General features: G+C 59.6%; 13 protein-coding genes. 8 read left to right on the top strand and 5 right to left on the bottom strand.

From position 1 onward, the window contains the following. Positions 1–2: 2 nt before the first annotated feature. Genes ACR0E6_RS06845 through ACR0E6_RS06830 form a run of 4 tightly spaced genes read left to right on the top strand, consistent with a single transcriptional unit; the run spans position 3 to position 3,980 of the window. The gene (locus ACR0E6_RS06845; RefSeq protein WP_480581801.1) at positions 3–1,379 is read left to right on the top strand and encodes a flavin-containing monooxygenase; all 1,377 of its coding nucleotides are present in this window, start codon (positions 3–5) and stop codon (positions 1,377–1,379) included. Continuing rightward, positions 1,376–2,278: a bile acid:sodium symporter family protein gene (locus ACR0E6_RS06840; protein ID WP_480581798.1), complete on the top strand. Its 903-nt coding sequence runs from the start codon at positions 1,376–1,378 to the stop codon at positions 2,276–2,278. The genes ACR0E6_RS06845 and ACR0E6_RS06840 overlap by 4 nt, the downstream gene beginning before the upstream one ends. After that, positions 2,275–3,213, top strand: coding sequence for an SDR family oxidoreductase (locus ACR0E6_RS06835; RefSeq protein ID WP_480581797.1), 939 nt, complete (start codon positions 2,275–2,277; stop codon positions 3,211–3,213). Before ACR0E6_RS06840 ends, ACR0E6_RS06835 begins: the two co-directional genes overlap by 4 nt. Further along, a complete protein-coding gene (locus ACR0E6_RS06830) occupies positions 3,210–3,980 on the top strand; it encodes an SDR family NAD(P)-dependent oxidoreductase (protein WP_170451695.1) in 771 nt (256 codons plus the stop codon). Before ACR0E6_RS06835 ends, ACR0E6_RS06830 begins: the two co-directional genes overlap by 4 nt. A gap of 23 nt (positions 3,981–4,003) precedes the next feature. Here ACR0E6_RS06830 and ACR0E6_RS06825 read toward each other — a convergent pair whose 3' ends face one another. Further along, positions 4,004–4,645: a TetR/AcrR family transcriptional regulator gene (locus ACR0E6_RS06825; protein ID WP_480581795.1), complete on the bottom strand. Its 642-nt coding sequence runs from the start codon at positions 4,643–4,645 to the stop codon at positions 4,004–4,006. An 87-nt stretch (positions 4,646–4,732) separates the two neighbouring features. Between ACR0E6_RS06825 and ACR0E6_RS06820 the strand changes: the two genes are divergently transcribed. Both ACR0E6_RS06820 and ACR0E6_RS06815 read left to right on the top strand, forming a co-directional pair. Further along, positions 4,733–5,893: an efflux RND transporter periplasmic adaptor subunit gene (locus tag ACR0E6_RS06820; protein WP_480581792.1), complete on the top strand. Its 1,161-nt coding sequence runs from the start codon at positions 4,733–4,735 to the stop codon at positions 5,891–5,893. A 12-nt stretch (positions 5,894–5,905) separates the two neighbouring features. After that, complete coding sequence (locus ACR0E6_RS06815) at positions 5,906–9,049, top strand: efflux RND transporter permease subunit (protein WP_480581789.1); 3,144 nt, start codon at positions 5,906–5,908, stop codon at positions 9,047–9,049. 101 nt (positions 9,050–9,150) lie between these two features. On the opposite strand, the gene ACR0E6_RS06810 is transcribed toward ACR0E6_RS06815, so the two are convergent. Then, complete coding sequence (locus ACR0E6_RS06810; RefSeq protein WP_170621542.1) at positions 9,151–10,227, bottom strand: pyridoxal-phosphate dependent enzyme; 1,077 nt, start codon at positions 10,225–10,227, stop codon at positions 9,151–9,153. Between the two features lie 81 nt (positions 10,228–10,308). Then, positions 10,309–11,328 carry a hypothetical protein gene (locus ACR0E6_RS06805; protein WP_480581786.1) on the bottom strand — a complete coding sequence of 340 codons (1,020 nt, stop codon included), beginning with the start codon at positions 11,326–11,328 and terminating at the stop codon, positions 10,309–10,311. A 167-nt stretch (positions 11,329–11,495) separates the two neighbouring features. Between ACR0E6_RS06805 and ACR0E6_RS06800 the strand changes: the two genes are divergently transcribed. Then, positions 11,496–12,620 (top strand): radical SAM protein, encoded by a 1,125-nt coding sequence (locus tag ACR0E6_RS06800; protein WP_480581783.1) that lies wholly within the window; start codon positions 11,496–11,498, stop codon positions 12,618–12,620. A 39-nt stretch (positions 12,621–12,659) separates the two neighbouring features. Beyond that, entirely contained in the window at positions 12,660–13,466 is an 807-nt protein-coding gene (locus tag ACR0E6_RS06795) for a hypothetical protein (RefSeq protein WP_480581780.1), read from the top strand. On the opposite strand, the gene ACR0E6_RS06790 is transcribed toward ACR0E6_RS06795, so the two are convergent. Together ACR0E6_RS06790 and ACR0E6_RS06785 are read right to left on the bottom strand one after the other, a co-directional pair. Beyond that, positions 13,459–18,744, bottom strand: a complete 5,286-nt coding sequence (locus tag ACR0E6_RS06790; RefSeq protein WP_480581776.1) for a beta-ketoacyl synthase N-terminal-like domain-containing protein — start codon at positions 18,742–18,744, stop codon at positions 13,459–13,461. The genes ACR0E6_RS06795 and ACR0E6_RS06790 overlap by 8 nt on opposite strands. Beyond that, the gene (locus ACR0E6_RS06785; RefSeq protein WP_170451676.1) at positions 18,710–19,492 is read right to left on the bottom strand and encodes an alpha/beta fold hydrolase; all 783 of its coding nucleotides are present in this window, start codon (positions 19,490–19,492) and stop codon (positions 18,710–18,712) included. Before ACR0E6_RS06785 ends, ACR0E6_RS06790 begins: the two co-directional genes overlap by 35 nt. Between the last annotated feature and the right edge of the window lie 181 nt (positions 19,493–19,673).

Here is a 19,673-nt window from a genome sequence, read left to right as displayed (position 1 = left end):
AGATGTCGCAGGAGGAGGCGCGGATGGAACAGGGGCAGGTAAAGGCGGGTCAACCGGTTGAGGTAAAAGCCCGCCCCCAAGAGTGTTTTGCACTGATCGGAGCCGGGCCCATGGGTCTTGCAATGGCCAAGACACTGATCGAGCAGGGGGTGCCGTTTCAGGGATTTGAACTGGCAGATGATGTGGGTGGTCTTTGGAATATCGATGCACCCCGGTCCACGATGTACGAGACCGCCCACCTCATATCCTCCAAGCGGATGACGGAATTCACTGACTTCCCCATGCAGGAGGACACGGCAGAATACCCGTCGCATCGCGAGATGAAGCGTTATTTTCAGGAATTCGCGAACGCCTTCGATCTGTATCGGCACTTTCACTTCGGTGCAGAAGTTCTAAGCGCCAAGCCTTTGCAGGATGGCGGATGGGATGTGACCTGGCGCGATAGGGCCGGGGTCGAACAGACCCAGACCTTTGCCGGTATTCTGATTGCAAATGGCACCTTGTCGGAACCCAACATGCCCAAGTTCAAGGGCGAGTTCACAGGTGAACTGATCCACGCGTCCGAATACCGGTATCCGACCCAATTCGCCGGTAAGCGTGTTCTGGTCATCGGCGCGGGGAATTCCGGGTGCGACATTGCGGTGGATGCCATCCACCACGGGCTGTCCTGCGATCTGTCGATGCGCCGCGGGTATTACTTTGTGCCGAAATACGTGTTTGGCGTTCCGGCGGACACGATGGGCGGCAAGATCCGCCTACCCATGTGGTTGAAGCGCAAAGTTGACGGGGCAATCCTGAAATGGTTCGTCGGTGATCCGCAGAAATACGGGTTTCCGAAACCGGACTATGCGCTTTATGAATCCCATCCTGTTGTGAACTCGCTGATCCTGTTCCATGCCGGGCACGGGGACCTGAAGGTGCGCCCGGATGTGGAACGGTTCGAGGGTAAGACGGTTCATTTCCGTGATGGCAGTTCAGCCGACTATGACATGATCCTGACAGCCACCGGGTATTCGCTGCACTATCCTTTCATCGAAAAGGACTTGCTGAACTGGAAGGGCGACGCCCCGGACCTGTACCTCAATTGCATGCACCCGGACCGGGATGACCTGTTCGTCCTTGGCATGGTCGAGGCGTCGGGGTTGGGCTGGCAGGGTCGCCATGAGCAGGCCGAGATGGTTGCGCGGTATATCGCTGGTCTGCGCTCGGGCAACGCGGCAGCCAAGGCGATCCGTGCCACCAAATCCAAAGGGTATGAGCGGGCGACGGGGGGCATGAACTATATCGACCTTCCGCGCATGGCGTATTACGTCGACAAGGCAACCTATCGCAAAGAAGTCACCGGTCAGATTGCGGCGCTGCGGGCGGCTGAGCGATGAACGGTATCGATCAGGTTGCGCTGAACTTTGATGCCGGAAACCTCAGGGTTCTGAATGCGGTTCTGGCGATCATCATGTTCTCGATTGCGCTGGATTTGCGGATTGACGATTTTCGCCGCGTTGTGCGCGGACCCAAGCCACTGATTGTCGGGCTGGCGTCGCAGTTTCTGATCCTGCCTGCGCTGACATTTCTGATGATCCTTGTGCTTCGGCCCATGCCATCTGTTGCGATGGGCCTTATTCTGGTTGCGGCCTGTCCCGGCGGGAATATCTCGAACTTCATGACCCATCGGGCGCAGGGCAATGTCGCGCTGTCCGTTTCCATGACGGCCTTTGCGACGGTCGGGGCGATTGTCATCACACCGATAAACATTGCGTTCTGGGGCAATCTTTATGGCCCGACGCGCGAGATTTTGCAGCGTACGGAAATCGATCCGGTCTCGGTCGCGATAACGGTTGGGTTCATGCTGATCCTGCCGCTGATCCTGGGAATGGTCGTGAACGCGCGGTTCACTGCATTTGCCGACCGTATTCGCCGACCAATGCAGTGGGTGTCGATGGGCATTTTCGTGGCCTTCATCGCATTGGCGCTGGCCGCGAACTGGGCCCATTTCCTAAGCTTTGCCGGGGCGATCATCGGCCTTGTCATAATCCACAACGCGCTGGCCTTTTTAGGCGGGTATGTCACCGCGACCGTGGCGGGGCTGTCCGAACGGGATCGCCGGTCCGTGACCATCGAGACCGGCATTCAGAACTCGGGCCTTGGGCTGATCCTGATCTTTGCCTTCTTTGGGGGGCTGGGCGGGATGGCCGTTGCAGCGGCCCTTTGGGGCATATGGCACGCGATCTCGGGGATCGCACTGGCGCGCTATTTCGCACGGCGAGCGGTTCCGGCATGACCCGGATATTGATCACTGGCGCAGCCGGGGCGGTGGGGGCCGCGCTTTTGCGGCGCCTTGGTGAACGCCCGGAACTGGATGTGGTTGCGACCGACATTCGCAAGCCTGAGGACTTGCCGCCCAACGCGCGTTTTCTGACGATGGACGTGACAGGCGACGACCCGCAGAACATCATCCTTGCAGAACGCCCCGATACCGTTGTGCATCTGGCATCGATTGTAACTCCGGGCCCCGAGTCAACGCGAGAGATCGAATATCAGGTCGATGTCGAAGGCACCCGGAATGTGCTGAACGCGGCCATTGCAGCCGGGGTGCGGCGTTTGGTGGTCACGTCCTCGGGCGCGGCTTATGGCTATCACGCCGACAACCCTGTACCGCTGTGTGAAACGGACGCGATCCGGGGCAATCGGGAGTTTGCCTATTCCTGGCACAAGCGCTTGGTCGAAGAGATGTTGGCCGAGGCCAGAGAAAACGCCCCCGATCTGCAACAGGTCGTTCTGCGCGTGGGTACGGTGCTGGGCGAAGGTGTCGAGAACCAGATCACGTCCCTGTTCCATAAACCGCGATTGCTCGGGTTAAGGGGGTCGGACAGCCCCTTTGTTTTCATCTGGGATCAGGACCTTGCCGAGATTTTGCTGCGGGCTGCAACCGACGGGCCAGCGGGTGTTTTTAACGTTTCGGGTGATGGCGCTTTGACACTGTCCGAAATCGCCAATGCAATGGGTAAAACCGTGCGATGGCTGCCGCCGAGGCTGATCAAACTGGCCTTGACCGTGGCCCGGCCCTTGGGTCTGAGCCGTTACGGACCCGAGCAGGTCAGGTTCTTGCAGTATCGGCCCGTGCTGGACAACGCATCCCTGAAATCCGACTTTGGCTATCACCCCAGCCTTTCCAGCGCCGAAACGTTCCAGCGCTGGTGGGAGAGCAGGACATGACAAAGACCGCCGTCATAACCGGAGGGGCAGGCGGGCTAGGGCAGGCCCTTGCCAAGGCGCTGCGGGATCAGGGTTGGCATACGGCGTTGATCGACCTTCCCGGCCCTGAACTTGATGCACTGGCGGCTTTGGAAAATGTCAGCGTCTACGCCTGCGATCTGACCAAGCCAGATCATTGTGCGGCGACCTGCGCCGAGATCATTGGTGACAGACCCTCGGTCGATCTGGTCATCTACAACGCGGGCGTTTCGCAAATAGCGACCTTTGTCGACAGCGACATGCAGGCACACAGGAAACTGTTCGAAATCAACTATTTTGCAGCCGTCGAGTGTGCAAAACACTTTCTAGAACCCGTCCGCTTGGCCAAAGGAACCCATCTGGCAATATCCTCGGTCGCCGGGTTTGCGCCGTTGCTGCACCGCACCGCCTACGCCGCCAGCAAACACGCGATGGAGGGGTTTTTCAAATCGCTACGGGCCGAGGAATTGCCTCATGGGGTAAACGTGGTCATCGCGGCCCCGTCTTTTGTCGCGACCAATATCGGGCGACCGCATGCCAACCAATCGGATTTTGTGCGTCCGGGCTCTGCGGCTGATGGTATCGAGTACATTGCGCCTCAGGACGCAGCACGGATCATTCTTCGCGGTGTGCAAAAGCAGCAGGATTTTGTTCCCGTTGGGCGTGTGGCCACGCTTTCGAACATTTTGAACCGCGTGTCCCCAACGCTTTACCTGCGCCAGATGATACGAAGGATTGGAAAGGGTTGAAGCGCCCATAGGCTGGTGCAGGGTCAACTCAGCATTCTTTGCGAGACGTCTTCCAGAAGATCGTGCAAATCGAAATCCTGGCCTTTCTCTGCAAGCGCATGGTCTTTCAGGATGAAGGACAACCCGTGAACGAAACTCCACAACAGAAAGCCTCGGCGGCGGACCTCTTCTGTGATTTCCGATTCACCCAGACATTTCGCCACTTCGGCCAAGAGAATCCCAAAGCTCTGCTGCCCACCTTCTTCAAGGCGCTGGTCGGCGATGCGGTCCGTGAATCCGCCGAATTTCAGCCGGAAAATCCCCGGCTCGTTCAGCGCGAAGGCAATGTATTCCATGCCGATTGCGGTGATGCGTTCGGGCGAGCCTTCGGGGATGCCCTCGAGCGCCGCCAGCATGTTTTCGCGATGCCGGACCATCCCTTCGAGAACGGTGGCGACAAGCATTTCCGTCTTGTCCTTGAAGTGTTTGTAAGGCGCAGCGGTGGATACTCCGGCCAGCCTGCAGGCTTCGGATACGGAAAAACTGTCGGGGCCTTTTTCTTCCACCAATTGCCGGGTCGCTTCGATCAGGGCGGCCCGTAAATCACCGTGATGATAGGCTTTCTTGCCCACGGCCTGGCGGTCAGCGCCCCTGGTTGGCGCGAGGATTTTTTCTGTGCTCGTCATGATCCAACATCTGCCAGATCGCGTACCCCTTGTCAAAGTAAGAAGTTCTAACATATGTTAGAGAGGCTAACTTGATGAGGTCCCCAAATGCCGAATCCTGCGACATCCCCCTCTGAACCTGCCAAGCAAGGTCTGTTTTCGCGCGTGTTGCGCGGCACGGTGCGGCTTGGATTGACCGTCAGCGTGATCGCCGTTGCAGCCGCCGCTGTTTACGTCGGAACCGCGGAACTGACGCGCAGGGCGGATGCTGTGCCTGCACCAGACGCCGCCGCAGTGACCCCGGTATCCGTCACTCCGATCATCTCTGAAAACGCCTATACGGTGGATCGGGTCTTCATCGGGCAGGTCGAACCTCAACGCTCGGCTGATGTTTCGTTCGAACTGAATGGCAGGCTGGATCAGATTCTTGTGGATGAGGGCGATGCAGTGGCCAAGGGGCAGCTTCTTGCGACCTTGGACATTGCGCTGCTGGAGGTGGAACGCGATCGCCTGACCGCGTCACGAGATGCCATTGCCGCGCAGCTTGCCTTTGCAAAGAAAACAGTCGAGCGAAACGCAAAACTCATCGGGCAGGGCTTTACCAGCCAGGCCCGTCTGGACGAGGCCGTCGCGCAGCAGGATGAACTGTTGTCCCGGATTGGTGAGCTTGACGCTGGTTTGCGGGATGTGACGGTGCGAATCGAGAAATCCAGCATCGAGGCCCCGTTTGCGGGTCAAATCACCTCGCGGCACGTGGATGGCGGGGAAACGCTCCGGTCCGGTGAGTTGGTGTTGGGCATGGTCGAGCTTGTCTCGCCTCAGGTTCGGATCGGAATCCCGCTGGATGTCGATCCGGCGCTGCTGGCGGATGTTGAGATCGAAATCGCGGGTCAGAGCTACCTGGCAGAACTTGCAACCCTGCGCCCCGATATTGATCCGGTGACCCGTACGCGGACGGCACTGTTCGATCTGAAAAACGGGCCGGATGTTGCGTTCGGGCAGACTGCACGCGTGCATGTCCTTGATCCGGTGGAAAGTGCCGGGACATGGGTGCCCACGACATCCCTAAAGGAAGGGACGCGGGGGCAGTGGACGCTGCTGGTTGCCGATGCGCAAAAGACCGTGCGGCTTGCGACCGTCGAAGTACTGCATGCCGAGGATGACCGGGTCTTTGTGCGCGGGCAGTTTCCGGACGGGACCGTCCTGATCGATCAGGGGCCACAACGTGTCACTGTTGGTCAGCGTGTCGCCTTCGGCGCCGGCGAGTAACGGAGCGGTCCCATGGAAACCCTGACCTTTCGCCACCCCCGCCTTGTCGCCCTGATTATTCTGGTTCTGGTCTCAGCGGGCCTGTCATCCTTCCTGTCGCTGGGACGTCAGGAAGACCCTACGATCACCAACCTTTTTGCAACAGTGACCACACAGTTTCCGGGTGCTGACCCCGAGCGGGTCGAAGCGCTGGTTACGGCAGAGATCGAGGAAGAACTGCGAAAAATCGCCGAGGTGGATGAGATCAGTTCCGTGTCCCGCTCGGGCGTTTCGGTGGTCTCGGTCGAATTGCTGGAAACACTGGACGAAGCCACCATAGAACAGGTTTGGGCCGAGGCGCGCGATGCCGTCGAAGATGCCCGTCAGACCTTCCCGGCAGGTGTGCTGCCCCCGGATTTCGATGCCGAGGGCATTTCGGCCTATTCAGCGGTTATCGCAGTCGCTGCGGATAGCCCGGATTTCCCGGTCACATTGTTGTCGCGCCATGCCGAGGCCTTGGGGGATCGTTTGCGCGCGATCCCTGCAACACGCGCCGTTGAGTATTTTGGTCAGCCAGATGAGGAAGTGCTGGTCAGTGTGGATATGGACAGGGCAGCGGCCCTGGGGCTAAGCGCCGCCGAGATCTCGCAGCGCATTGCCGAGGCGGATGGCAAGGTCCAGTCGGGCCGACTGCAATCCGACGTGGATTTGACAATCAACATCAGCGGTGAAATCGAAACGCTGGACCGCATTCGCAGCATCGTCCTGCGGGAAAGTGAAGAAGGGGCGGTGGTGCAGCTGGGCGATATCGCCAGCGTGGATCGCGGTGCGCGCAATCCGCAATCCTCAATCGCCTTTGCCAATGGCAAGCCCGCCGTGCTGGTGGGCGTGCTTGCACAAGACGGCGTGCAGATCGACCGCTGGACCGGTTTCCTGCGGGACGAGCTTGCGGCAGGTGCGCCGTCGGTCCCGTTGGGCGTTCAGGAAGTGCTGCTGTTCGATCAAAGCCAGTATACAACGGACCGTCTGACCGAGGTCGGGATCAATATGGCCATTGGCGTCGCGCTGGTTGTGGCCGTTTTGTTCATCACACTTGGTGTTCGCGCTGCGGCCATTGTGGCCTTGGTGCTGCCTGTCGTCTCATTGGCGACCTTGGCCACGATGAATATGATCGGGCTGCCGATCCATCAGATGTCTGTCACCGGCCTGATTGTGGCCTTGGGTCTGCTGGTGGACGCGGCCATTGTCATGACAGACGAAATCCGACGACGCTTGCAAGACGGGATGGCCCGTATTGCCGCCGTGCAGGACGCCGTTCGCCGGTTGGCCGCGCCGTTGCTGGCATCGACGGTCACCACGGCGCTGGCCTTTACACCCATGATCCTGCTGCCCGGGCCCGCCGGGGATTTTGTCGGCGCCATCGCCATTGCGGTGGTTTTGATGCTGGTGTGGTCTCTGGTCGTTGCCCTGACCGTGACGCCGGCGATTGCGGGCTGGGTTTTGTCCGACCGCCCGGATGCCGGAATGCTGAGCCGGGGCATCAGCATCCCGCCGCTTGCCCGCCTGTTCGAAGCCTCGATCCGCCTGTCGGTGGCCAACCCGGTTCGGTCCATCGCACTGGCGCTGGTTCTGCCCGTGCTTGGGTTCGCGGCCTTCCCGACGCTGACCGCGCAGTTCTTTCCGGGTGTCGACCGCAACCAGTTCTATATCGAGATCGACATGCCAGGCGGCACATCCATTGCCACCACCGAAGCAACAGCGCGGCAGATCGACGCCATGCTGCTGGCCGACAAAGGCGTCAAAAGCGTCTATTGGACCGTGGGTGAGTCCGGCCCGGCCTTTTACTACAACATCGTCGGCAACCGCTCACGCGAACCGGGGTTTACGCAGGCCATGATCACGACCGACACCGCCGATGACGCAGCCCGCCTTGTTGGGGCGCTTCAAAGCCGTCTGGATACCGATTTCCCCGATGCTCAGATCATCGTACGCAATCTGGTGCAAGGCCCGCCGGTTGACGCCCCGGTCGAGGTCAAAATTCAGGGGCAGGACATCACTGTTCTGCGCAATCTGGGCGACGAAGTTCGCTCGATCATGGCGAACCTTGATCTGGTGACGCAGGCACGGGCCAGCGTCAACGGCGGCAACCCTCAGATCCGGTTCGAGATTGATGAGGTCAAGGCCCGCCTGCTGGGACTGGACGTGGCCGATATTGCCAGTCAGTTGGATACGGCACTGGTGGGCATTACCGGCGGGTCGCTGATCGAAGGCACCGAGCAATTGCCTGTGCGCGTACGGCTGGGCGACGAAGTCCGCTCGGACCTGAGCGCGATTGTCAGCATGCCGATCCTGTTGCCGAATGCCCCTGCAGTTTCGGCCACCGGAGTGTTCCCGGCAGTGCCGTTGTCAGAACTGGCGCGGCCCGTTCTGGAACCTGCCGAAAGCACCATCACCCGGACAGATGGCGTGCGCGAAAACACCATTCAGGCGTTCATCGTGCCGGGCGTATTGCCGGAAGAGGCGTTGCAGGACGTGCTGGAAGCGCTGGACGCATCCGGATTTGTCCTGCCGCAAGGCTACTCGATGTCTTTGGGCGGGGACAGCGATGCGCGGTCCAACACGGTGGGCAATCTGCTGGCATCTGTCGGGCTGATTGTCACCTTGTCGATTGCGACTATTGTGCTGACCTTCAATTCCTTCCGTCTGACCGTTGTAACGCTGGTCGTGTGCATTCTGTCCGCCGGACTGTCGATGCTGTCACTGGCCGTCATGCAATTCCCATTCGGGATCACCGCGATCATTGGCGTGATTGGGTCAATCGGCGTGTCGATCAACGCGGCGATCATCATTCTGACCGGATTGCAAAAGGACCCGGATGCAAGTCAGGGCGATCTGCACGCCATGGCGCGGGTTGTGTCAGGGTCAAGCCGCCACATTATCTCAACAACCATCACCACGTTCGGCGGGTTTCTTCCCCTGATCCTTGGCGGGGGCGCATTCTGGCCGCCCTTTGCCGTGGCAATCGCCGGAGGTGTTTTGCTGTCGACCGTGGTGTCCTTTTACTTCACGCCGCCCGTCTTTGCGATGTTGTACCGAAGACGGTCTGGCGCGATATGCTTACCTGCCAGCCGGAAATCCGAGCCTGGCAATGCCGTAGTCCCGCTTGCCGCCGAATAAGAGTTCTGGCGCCTGAGGGCAGGGTTCTTTTCGGTTTCGCCAACGTATTTTGAGACGATCAGGAACAGATCGTCTCAATACGCGCCAATAAAAGCAGAGACCTACTCGGCCACCATTTGCGCAGACGGCGTGGACATCGAAATTGCCTGTTCCTCGTCCGTCATCTCGTCTTCGATCCCTTCAAACAAAGGTGTCGAGAGATAGCGTTCGCCCGTATCCGGCAGCATGACCAAAATCACCGAACCTTCGGGGGCATCTTCGGCCACCTTCATCGCCACTGCAAAAGTCGAACCACCGGAGATCCCGGTAAAGATACCTTCTTCGGCGGCAAGGCGGCGCGACCATGCGATGCCTTCGCTGCCCGGAACCGGGATCAACTGGTCATAGTAAGACTGATCGATTGCTTCCTGCAGAACCCACGGGATGAAATCCGGCGTCCAGCCCTGAATCGGATGCGGCTCAAACTCGGGGTGGCTTTCCGTTGGCTGATGATCCGCATTGCGGGTGTTTACGTAGCCCGATCCGACAAGGGCCGCATTCGCAGGCTCGGTCAGGATGATCTTGGTGTCGGGGCGCTCTTTGCGCAGCACGCGTGCAACGCCGGACACCGTTCCGCCCGTTCCATACCCCGTGATCCAGTAATCCAGCCGTCCGCTACCGAAATCGCCAAGGATTTCCTGCGCGGTTGTGTTTTCGTGGATATCCGCGTTGGCGGCGGTCTCGAACTGGCTGGCCAGGAACCACCCGTTTTGCTCGGCCAGTTCCTTGGCCTTGGTATACATCCCAAAACCTTTCTGCGCCCGTGGCGTCAGAACAACCTTTGCACCCAGAAACCGCATCAGCTTGCGCCGTTCGACCGAGAAGCTGTCTGCCATCGTCACGACAAGCGGGTATCCTTTGGCCGCGCAGACCATCGCCAGTCCGATCCCGGTATTGCCCGAGGTCGCCTCGACAACCGTTTGACCCGGCTTCAGGCGACCGTCGCGCTCGGCTGCTTCGATGATGTTGAGGGCCAGACGATCCTTGACAGATCCGGCAGGATTGAACGCTTCGAACTTGACATAGACGGACACATGCGCCGGTGCGATCCTGCCGATACGGATGCAGGGCGTGTCACCTACCGTGTCCAAAACACTGTCGAACAGGCGTCCACGCCCCTTAGTTTTGCGAATAGCCATGAGGTCCTCCCAGTTTCCTTTGTTTGCGAACCGTGCCACAGGTCGGCTCAGATTGATACGTCACTTGGTTGTTCTGCGGGGTCAGACGCTGATCGGAGAGATGCCGCCCGCGAAAGCCGCCAAAATGGGGGCGGCCAGCGCAAAACCTGCGCGCATGAAATCGCCGGGCCCATCTGACAGCCCGTGTTCCTTGCGCCAGTCCTGAACGTCAAAATCGTCCTCACCGTCTTCATTCTGGCGGGCGGCGATTGCCAGATTTGTGACGCGGCCGTCCAGAATTACAGCCACAGGCAGGAAAAAGCTGAGCATCAGCAGGCAGAAATAGGTGCCGGTCAGCAAGGCCGATGCGGTGACCAGGGATGTGAATGCGGACTTTTCCGACTCGGCGATCACGGGCAAGGGCCAGTACATCCAGCTTGAGGCGAAGAACATGCCGAAAGTCAGGATCAGGCTGGACAGGTAAAGCTGTTGCTTCATCTGGCGTATGTTGCGAGCCAATCGGACAGCGGTGTCTTCGATATCGCCGTTCTCACCGGTTGCCAGACACAGGATCATTCCCGCAATCAAAGCCCCGACCGCAAGACCTGCCAGCCCGGTTATGATGTCCATCACGCGACGGAACAGCGAGAACACCGGAATTTCCCCGCATGTGCCCATCAGCCAGCGATCGCCGACGCTCTGGCAGCCGGGCAGGGTTCCTTTGGACAAGGTCATCTCGAACACTTCTTTTCCCACCTGCCGGTAAATTTGCGGCGGCGTTCCCGTCAGGTGCTGTTGGATCACCGGGATCATGGCCAGCAAAAATACGACCAGAACGGTCAGAACCGCCGCAACCCTTGTATTCCGTTCGGTCGGGCGCATCAGGTTGCGGGCCAGCACTGCGACGGGCAGAATGGCCAGCGCGGCAAAGAACCAGGCGGCGGCAAGAAACCTGTATCTGCCGACCGTCTCCAACCAGTCCTTGTCCTGCACCAGAATGTCAGGGGAAAGGTCCAGATCCTTGGACAGCATATGGGTCTGGATCAGTTCATGGACCGCAAAGACGCAAATAGGCAGCGCGACAATGGAAAAGTAAACCAGTTCAACTCGACGTTTGCGCACGCCAGACCCCCTGCGTGAAAAATCATGACAAAACAAAGCATATCACGGATTTGAAGCAGCTTCATCGTTTCTGAGGTTCTGCCCACGGGCCACGCATGTCGGCAGTTTTCGGCCATGGCTTGGCCACGGTGTGTTATGATCAAGCCCGAGCAAGTTTTGGTGGGGCCATGATCAACCCGATTCAGAACTATCACTACAATCAACAGCGCCGCGCCGGACCCCGGCCCATCCTGTGTTACAGCCCGTCGACCAGCCTGTATTTCGGCACGGACGGCAATGTCTCAAGCTGTTGCTACAATCGCGAGCCGCTGGGCCGGTACCCGGATCAGTCCATCCACGAAATCTGGCAGGGGCGTCCGCGTCAGACATTGTGCCAGCGCGTGGCAAAAGGCGAACTTGGCGGAGGGTGCAACGGATGCGGATCGCAGATTGAATTCGGGAACTACGGCGCGGTCGTCGCGCAGCATTTTGATCGTTGGAGCGTTGATCCGGATCACCCAACCTCGTTTTCCTTCGAGTTGCACAATGCCTGCAATCTTGAATGCATCATGTGCAATGGCGAGCTGTCCTCGCGCATTCGCCGCTACAGGGAACTGCGTGCGCCCATGCAGCAAGCTTATGGCGATGGTTTTGTCGAGGAGTTGGAGGATTTTATCCCGTACCTCGAAGGCACGACCTTCTATGGTGGTGAGCCGTTCCTGATGCGGCTTTACTACCGGATTTGGGAGAAGATGATCACTCTGAACCCGGATTGCGAGATTACCATTCAGACCAACGCAACCCTGCTGCCGGATCAGGCCTTGTCCGTGCTGGAGCGGGGTAACGTACATATCGGTATCTCCCTCGATACGGTCCGGCGTGACACCTATGGCTCGATCCGGCGCAACGCGGATTTTGATGAGGTGATCCAAAACACCCGCTGGCTGGCTGACTATTCGCACCATCACAACCGGCCCATCGGTATCTCAGCCTGTATCATGACGGTGAACTGGCAGGAGCTTTCCGAACTGATGGATTTCACCGACGATCTGGGCGCGGTTTTGTATTTCAACACGGTGTGGGAGCCCGAGCATCTGTCGCTGGCTTATGCCGAGCCCACCATGATCCTGCGCGTCATCGAGTATTACAGCCAACTGGCGATCGAACGGGGGCTGCGCGGGCCGCATGATACCGCCGGAACCGTGACATCGACCAATCTGACGGGATATATCGCCCTGCTTGGAACCTGGTATCAGGCCGCTATCCGCCGGGCGGATGAGGCGAAATTGGCGAATTTCAACAGTTTGGTGTAAGCTGGCCGCATTGGCGAGTGCAGCAGACAGAGGGCTGAGATGGCTAAAGCAACCGGCAAGCAACCCGCAAAACGCCCGCGTCCCAAAGCAAAGCAAACGGCGCCCAAGCCCAAACCCAAGCCGGAACCGGTTGAGGTTAAGGCGGAGGTCGAGGTTGCGCCTGCCGCTGTACCGCCCACGCATCACGGATTAGGCAAACAGGCGGAATTGCAGGCAGCGATGGAGGAAAGCTATCGCCAGCTTCAATCGATCTATACCGCCTTCACGCAGCAATACACCGATGCTGGTACGCAATATCAGCGATTGTCGGAACAGGGCTATGACCCTGACATGGCCGATCTCTACAAGGAATTCACCGAAACACGCGGGGCCGAGATTGCGCAGGAGGGGTTGCAGCTTGCCATCCGCTATGCGGCCTCGGCTCAGGTCCTGTCCAAGCGCTATACGGACGAACTGTTCCAGTTTCTGAACAGCCGGGGCATGAATGGCCTCGCGGCAGAACATTCCGCGCAACCGCAGGCGGCCACGATCTCGTTAAGCGGTGTGGCTGGCAGCACCTTGTCGGCCAGTTTCGAGGTAGAGAACAGCACCGCCACAAGTGTCAGCCCCCGGATTTCGACCACCCCGGTTCTGGACGAGGACGGCGTTGCAGTTGAAGGCGCGATGATCGATGTGATCCCCGATCTGATCAATCTGGCGCCCGGTCAAAAGCAACTGGTCAAGATCATGGTTCCCGTCGATGCCGAACTGTACCGCGCAGGGCATAGCTACTCTACAGCGTTGGTCATCGTAGGGTTAGGGCAGGCGCGCAATCAGTTGATTTCCATGGAAATAAACGTCAGCTAGTCGGTTTCCTGAGCCGCCAGATGCGATAGCTCCATTCCCCGGATTTCATCGACTCGTAAACCGCCGATCCGGGCGCGGCGAGGAAGTTGCTCATCTCCTGATCGCCGCCGAAGGCACCAAGGCGCGACGCGGCAATCTCATCGCAGGACAGCAGGACATTCGGCGTGATGTCGCGTTCATCTTCGATGTCGAAGCCAAGGTCTTTCAGACGTTCAACGCACTGGTTCAGTTTCCCGAGCGGTAGCAGGTCAGTGTAAAGAAACGCGCCGCCGGGTTTCAGGACGCGCAGGACCGAGGCATAGAATTTCTGGATCGCCGGATAGGTGTGTGAGCTTTCGATATTTGTGACCGCGTCGAACTGGCCATCCTCGAACGGCAGGTTCTCGGCGTCGCCTTGCACAAAGGTCAGGCGGGGATCGGTATGCGTCTTTCGGCAGAACGCGATGGCGGCCCCGGATAAATCCAGCCCGGTGACAGAGGCGGGCTCAAAGAACTCCACCAAAGTCCGCGCGGTACCGCCGCGACCGCATCCCACATCCAGAACGGATGTGCCGTCAATTGGGTGCGCTCCAATCACCTCCAACGCAAGTTTGACCGAGTTTCGGTTCATCATAGTGTCGCTGAGCCGGACATCCGACGCCTCGGGCGCACCGTTGGGCGCATAGCCGTAGTTCAGGAAATGCGCAAAAGCCCCGAAGGCCGAGCTATCAAGCTGGTTGGTCACGCCGTCATACATGTCCTGAAAGCTTTTCTTGGTCCCTTCCAGGTCCAGATCAGGCTCGGGCTGTGGGGCTGCAATGTCCGGCTGGATTGGTTTGTCAGTGGTCTTGCCGATATTCGCTTCGATGATCGGGGCCAGACCCGCGATTGTGGGCGTATCAAAGATCTGGCCGACCTCGGGGTTGAAACCAAACCTCTCCTCAATCCGCATGGTCATTTCGATGGCCAGCAGCGAATGCCCGCCCAACTCAAAAAACTTGTCATGGATGCCAACGGGGCTGAGGCCCAACAGATCTTCCCAAATGCCAGCGAGGATGGTCTCCATATCCGTCTTCGGTGCTTCGAACGGGTTGCTGAGGTTGGGGCGGCTATGACCTGTGGTAGTGGTTTCGGTGGCTTTGGGCGTGGCTGTGAACTCGACCCATTCCGCCAGACGTGCCTGCAGCGGGGTGGCTGAGATCACAATCTGATTGGTGTCCAACGCGGACAGGCGATCCAGCGCCTCGACCCCATCTGCGGGCGAGATCGCGTCCTCTCCATGTGACTGGTCCGCAAAAGCCCATTGGTCCCAGTTGACTGAAATCCAGCGGGTATCGGAGGGTTGCGAGGCGGCGAACGCGTCCAGCATCTGGTTCGCGACGGCGTAATATCCCAGGTTCAATCCGCCAAGAACAGCGGACAGGGACGAGCCCAGCATGACGAAATCCGGGCTGTGATCCTGCAAAACCTGTGCAAGCACGCGGGCCCCACCGATCTTTGGGTCAGTCTGGCTGCGCAGATCGTCTGCTGTCAGATCGCTGAGTTTGCCAAACCCGCTGCCAACATTTCCGGCCATGTGGAAGACGCCATTGATAGGGCTTAGCTTTCGGACGGCTTTGGACATGGCGCTGCGCATCGTCTTTTCGTCCGACACATCTGCTTTCAAAACCATAACTTCGGTTTTGCGCGACAAGTCCAGCAGCCTGCGCGCCAGCATCGCGGTTTTGTCGAACTCGTTGGGGCCGTTGGCTAGCGCCTCCCATTCGGATTCCGCAGGTCCGCCGGAACGGGACAAAAGGACCAACTTGACCTTGTAGCGTTCGGCCAGCATCTCGGCCATTGCCAGCCCGATATTGCCCAAGCCGCCGGTGATGACATAGACACCTTTGCGTTTGAACAGCGGTGACGCTTCGACGGGTTCCAACTGCTGCGCCTGATAGCTGAGGCGGCACCGTTTTCCGTCGATATAGGCAACCGAAGGGGCGAACTCTGGCGTTTCCAATTCGTTCAAAAGCCAGCCTGCGAAGCGATCCGCGGCAGGTTTGGTCCGGTCGTTTTCCGCAATGTCGACCGAGGTAACGCGCAGCGAGGGGACCTCCTGTCCCAGCACCTTCGCCAAGGCGAGTGTAGCCGAGGCCTCGACGCCCGTCGTCTCGTCCGCTCGGGCAGGCTGCGCCTGGGATGTGACCGAGATTATCCGAACCTTGGCCAGTCCGTTGGCTTTGGCGATGGCCAAAGCCGCGCTCTGCATCGCCATGACATTGGCCGAGGCGTCCAATAGCGCGAGAGGCCAGAGATAAACGATATGTGTGATCGGCTTGTCGTTGTCCCGCAGTTCGCTTGCAAGCCGGGTGAAGTGTGCTGGATTGCTCGGATCAACCGAGAACGCCCTGTCTTTGCGGCGTATGAACCGCGAAGATGCGGTGACAATGATTGCGCCGACCCCCTTGGATCGTAACGTCCTTTGCAACACTCGGGGCGCCTGACCCTTGTCGCTGAAGATCAGGACACGCGCATCGTCGGGCAGACCTTCCGTGTCCGTGATCGGAGCGTCTATCCACTTGGGCACATACCCCCAATCGACCATCGCTTTGCGCGTTGCCGCCGCGTCTACGCTGGGATCTTCCGCACCGCCGACCCAATAGCTGTCCCGTTCGAACGGGTAGATCGGCACGGGTACTTTGCATCGCGCCTCGTCCGCATAATAGCGATGCCAGTCGATTTCAGCCCCATGCGCCCAAAGCTGGCCGAGCGTGTCGGTGGCCATGTCAGCCTCGACCTGCGGACCGGATTTGCTGTCCATCGAGGGCAGGGCGACCGAGCCGGTTCCGCTCAGTTGCAGCCCGGCAAGGTTGGTCAGGGATCGGCCGGGGCCGACCTCAAGGAAAACGGCGTCGGGCAGGTCCAGCCCGGCTTTGACGCAGTCGGCAAACCGCACCGCGCTGCGCAGGTGCATGGCCCAGTAGGCCGGGTCGGTTGCGGCGGTTTTGGTCAGGACGGTGCCGGTGAGGTTGGAATAGATGTCAATCTGAGGCGCGCGCAGGCGAATGCCTTCGAACGCGTCGATGAAGTCGTCCAGAATCGGGTCCATCATCGCTGAATGGAACGCGTGTGAGGTTCGCAGAATAGTGGCTTTGATCTTCTGGTTCTCAAGCCGCTTCGCCAGTCGCTTGATTGCCGGGCTCGGTCCGGCCACAACGGTCATTCCGGGGGCGTTCACAGCGGCAACCGCGATGTCGTTGGGAAGCAACGGGCGCAGATAGGCTTCCTCTTTCGGAACTGCCAGCATCGAGCCGGGCTTGCATGACGCCATCAGAGCTCCACGTCGGGCCACCAGTTTTGCCGCGTCCTTTAATGTCATTACCCCGGCCAATGTTGCCGCAACATATTCGCCGATGCTGTGCCCGATCATCGCGCGCGGTCGAACGCCCCACGACATCCAAAGCTGCGCCAGCGCATATTCTACGGCAAACAGCGCAGGCTGCGTGAATTGCGTCTGCTTCAATTGCTCAGCCGCGCGTTCACGGTCCGCTTTTTTGGCGAAAACGATGGGCTTCAGGTCCAGCCCGCTGCTGTCCCGAAAGGCGCGGCAGCAGCGGTCGAAGGCTTTGCGAAACACCGCTTCCGACCGATAGAGGCCCTTGCCCATGTCAGGGTATTGCGCGCCTTGGCCCGAGAACATGAAAACGACGGGGCGATCCTCGCCACTGGATGCGATCGTGCGCACCTTGTCGCTGTTATTCGCCAACAGGGCCAACGCGCTGCCCGCAGGGTTATTGGCATCAACGCGCACGTAGCGCCGAAGGGCAAACCGCGCGCGGCTTGTTTGGGTTGTGTAGGCAATATCCGCCAGGTCAGAGGGCGCGGCATTCATGATGCGGCGTGCATGTGACAGCGATAGCCGATCCAGCGCGGCTTTGTTGCGGGCGGACATGACGATCAATTGCTGCGTGCGCCCCGGCCCGGATGGGGCCTGTTTCGGAGGCTCCTCGAGCAGGATATGCGCGTTGGTTCCGCCAACCCCAAACGAACTGACACCGGCCCGTCGCGGCCCGTCGCTTGCCGCCACCTTGGTCGCGTCACGGTTGACGTAGAACGGGCTGGTCGGAAAATCGATGCCTGGGGCAGGGATGTTGAAATGGGGGTTGGGGGGGATCGTGCCGGTCTCGGCCACCAAAGCAGCCTTGATCAGCCCTGTTACTCCGGCGGCGCAACTCAGATGTCCGACATTCGCTTTGACCGAGCCAATGGCGCAGAACTGCGTGTCCTCGGTCGATTTGCGGAACACGCGCGACAGGGCTGTGATCTCGATAGGGTCGCCCAGCATGGTCGCGGTTCCGTGCGCCTCGATATAGCCGACCGAGCGGGGCGGGATGCCCGCCATCTGAAACGCGGTTTCAATTGCACGGGCCTGACCTTCGGCGCTGGGCGCTGCATAGCTGACCTTGTTCGATCCGTCGTTGTTATGACCAAACCCCCGGATCACGGCGCGTATTCGATCACCGTCGCGAAGGGCCTTGTCTAGCCGTTTGAGCACCACAAGACCCACGCCGCTGCCCACGATTGTCCCTTGCGCAGCCGCATCGAAAGGGCGGCACTGGCCGTCCGGCGACAGGATGCCCCCGGCGGCAAACAGGTAGCCGCGCCGCTGCGGGACCTTGACCGTAACGCCCCCGGCCAGCGCAATGTCGCAGCTTTCTTCCAGCAGGTTCTGACAGGCCAGACAGGTCGCAACAAGGGATGTGGAACAGGACGTCTGAACCGTGATCGCAGGCCCGGTCAGGTTCAGCTTATAGGCCACCTGTGTGGCCATGTAGTCCTTGTCGTTGGTGATCATCAACTGCATGCCGTCCAGAAAGCCCAGACGGTCAAGATTGCGGTTGATCAGGTACAGGTAGCCCGACAACTCACAGCCGCCAAAGACACCTATGTCTCCCTTGTAGCGGTCGGGCACATAGCCCGCATCCTCAAGCGCGTGCCAGGCGCATTCCAGAAACAGGCGGTGCTGCGGGTCGGTCAGTTCCGCATCACGCGGGCTGAAGCCGAAGAACTCGGCGTCGAACTTATCCACGTCATCCAGCAGGGTGGCTTTGTTGACGTAGTTCGGCAACTCGTACAGCTCTTTCGGGACCTGCGCGCCTTCCATTTGTTCGGGGCTCAGCGTCGTGACGGCCTCGCGCCCCGCCAGCAAGTTCTGCCACAACTCATCCACACTGGCCGCGCCGGGAAAGCGCCCCTGCATGCCGATAATGGCAATCGACGCCTCATCCGGCGCGATGGAGGTCCTTTGAGTGTTCATTCAGGGCATCATCAACGTAGTCGAAAAGTGTGTCGGCGAAATCCGGGTTGGAAAAGGGAAAGAAGTGATCGCCTGCAAACAGGCGGCATTCAAAACGGCTGCGCGTGCGGTGCCGCCAGCCGAGAATGCTGTGGAACGGAACCTGCGGGTCATTGTCCGAGCCGACCGCAAGGATTGGGCAGCTTAATGGGGGGTGCTTGCTGGCGCGGTCCGCGTCATAGGTTTCGAGCAGGGCAAAATCTGAGCGCAAGGCAGGCAGAAACCGATCCATCAAGTCTGCGTTGGACAGAACATCGGGCGGCGTGCCGTTGATGGCCTCAATCTCGGACAGAAACCTCGACCTTGGCAGCCCGGATATTGTGCGATCACGCCGGGCCATCTGCGGTGCAGACCCGGCGACGACCAGCAGGTCGGGCGGCTTGCCCTGATCGTCAAGCGCGCGGGTGATTTCATAGGCCAGCAAGGCCCCAAAGCTGTGACCGAAAACGGCAAGGGGTCGATCTGTCAGTGGTTGAATCCCGGCCAGAACCGACTCGATCAGATCCGGCCAGTGATCCATCGGCGGTTGGTCCAAAAGCCGTCCGCGTCCGGGCAGGGTGACGGCCCTGACATCCAGAACCGGCGCAAATCCGCTCATCCAGTCGTGAAAGCGCTCTGCCGCGCCGCCTGCATGCGGAAAACAGACCAACCGACCCGACAGCCCGGCATGGGTAGGGTTCTGCGGAGTCAATGCGATTTCTACACTCACAGCGTCTGTCACCTTTGGTGATACCCTCGTTCGCGTCGCGCAGACGTCGTTTTGGTCAGCGCCTATCATACCACGAATTCAGGGGTTTGACGCCGTCCAAGCCGCCGGATCACAGGTTCACCCGTGAATCAGAGGCCAAAATATGCTACCTTGGCGGTACTTTTTGCACAGTTTTCGTGCC

Source organism: Ruegeria sp. AP12, assembly GCF_056540025.1.
Note: the sequence above shows the minus strand (reverse complement) of the source record. Positions and strands in the feature narration are given on the sequence as shown.

Bases quoted from the DNA above. Each gene is read 5' to 3' on its own strand.
- ACR0E6_RS06845 (WP_480581801.1), top strand. From the start codon at position 3: ATGTCGCAGGAGGAGGCGCGGATGGAACAGGGGCAGGTAAAGGCGGGT.
- ACR0E6_RS06840 (WP_480581798.1), top strand. From the start codon at position 1,376: ATGAACGGTATCGATCAGGTTGCGCTGAACTTTGATGCCGGAAACCTC.
- ACR0E6_RS06835 (WP_480581797.1), top strand. From the start codon at position 2,275: ATGACCCGGATATTGATCACTGGCGCAGCCGGGGCGGTGGGGGCCGCG.
- ACR0E6_RS06830 (WP_170451695.1), top strand. From the start codon at position 3,210: ATGACAAAGACCGCCGTCATAACCGGAGGGGCAGGCGGGCTAGGGCAG.
- ACR0E6_RS06825 (WP_480581795.1), bottom strand. From the start codon at position 4,645: ATGACGAGCACAGAAAAAATCCTCGCGCCAACCAGGGGCGCTGACCGC.
- ACR0E6_RS06820 (WP_480581792.1), top strand. From the start codon at position 4,733: ATGCCGAATCCTGCGACATCCCCCTCTGAACCTGCCAAGCAAGGTCTG.
- ACR0E6_RS06815 (WP_480581789.1), top strand. From the start codon at position 5,906: ATGGAAACCCTGACCTTTCGCCACCCCCGCCTTGTCGCCCTGATTATT.
- ACR0E6_RS06810 (WP_170621542.1), bottom strand. From the start codon at position 10,227: ATGGCTATTCGCAAAACTAAGGGGCGTGGACGCCTGTTCGACAGTGTT.
- ACR0E6_RS06800 (WP_480581783.1), top strand. From the start codon at position 11,496: ATGATCAACCCGATTCAGAACTATCACTACAATCAACAGCGCCGCGCC.
- ACR0E6_RS06795 (WP_480581780.1), top strand. From the start codon at position 12,660: ATGGCTAAAGCAACCGGCAAGCAACCCGCAAAACGCCCGCGTCCCAAA.
- ACR0E6_RS06790 (WP_480581776.1), bottom strand. From the start codon at position 18,744: ATGAACACTCAAAGGACCTCCATCGCGCCGGATGAGGCGTCGATTGCC.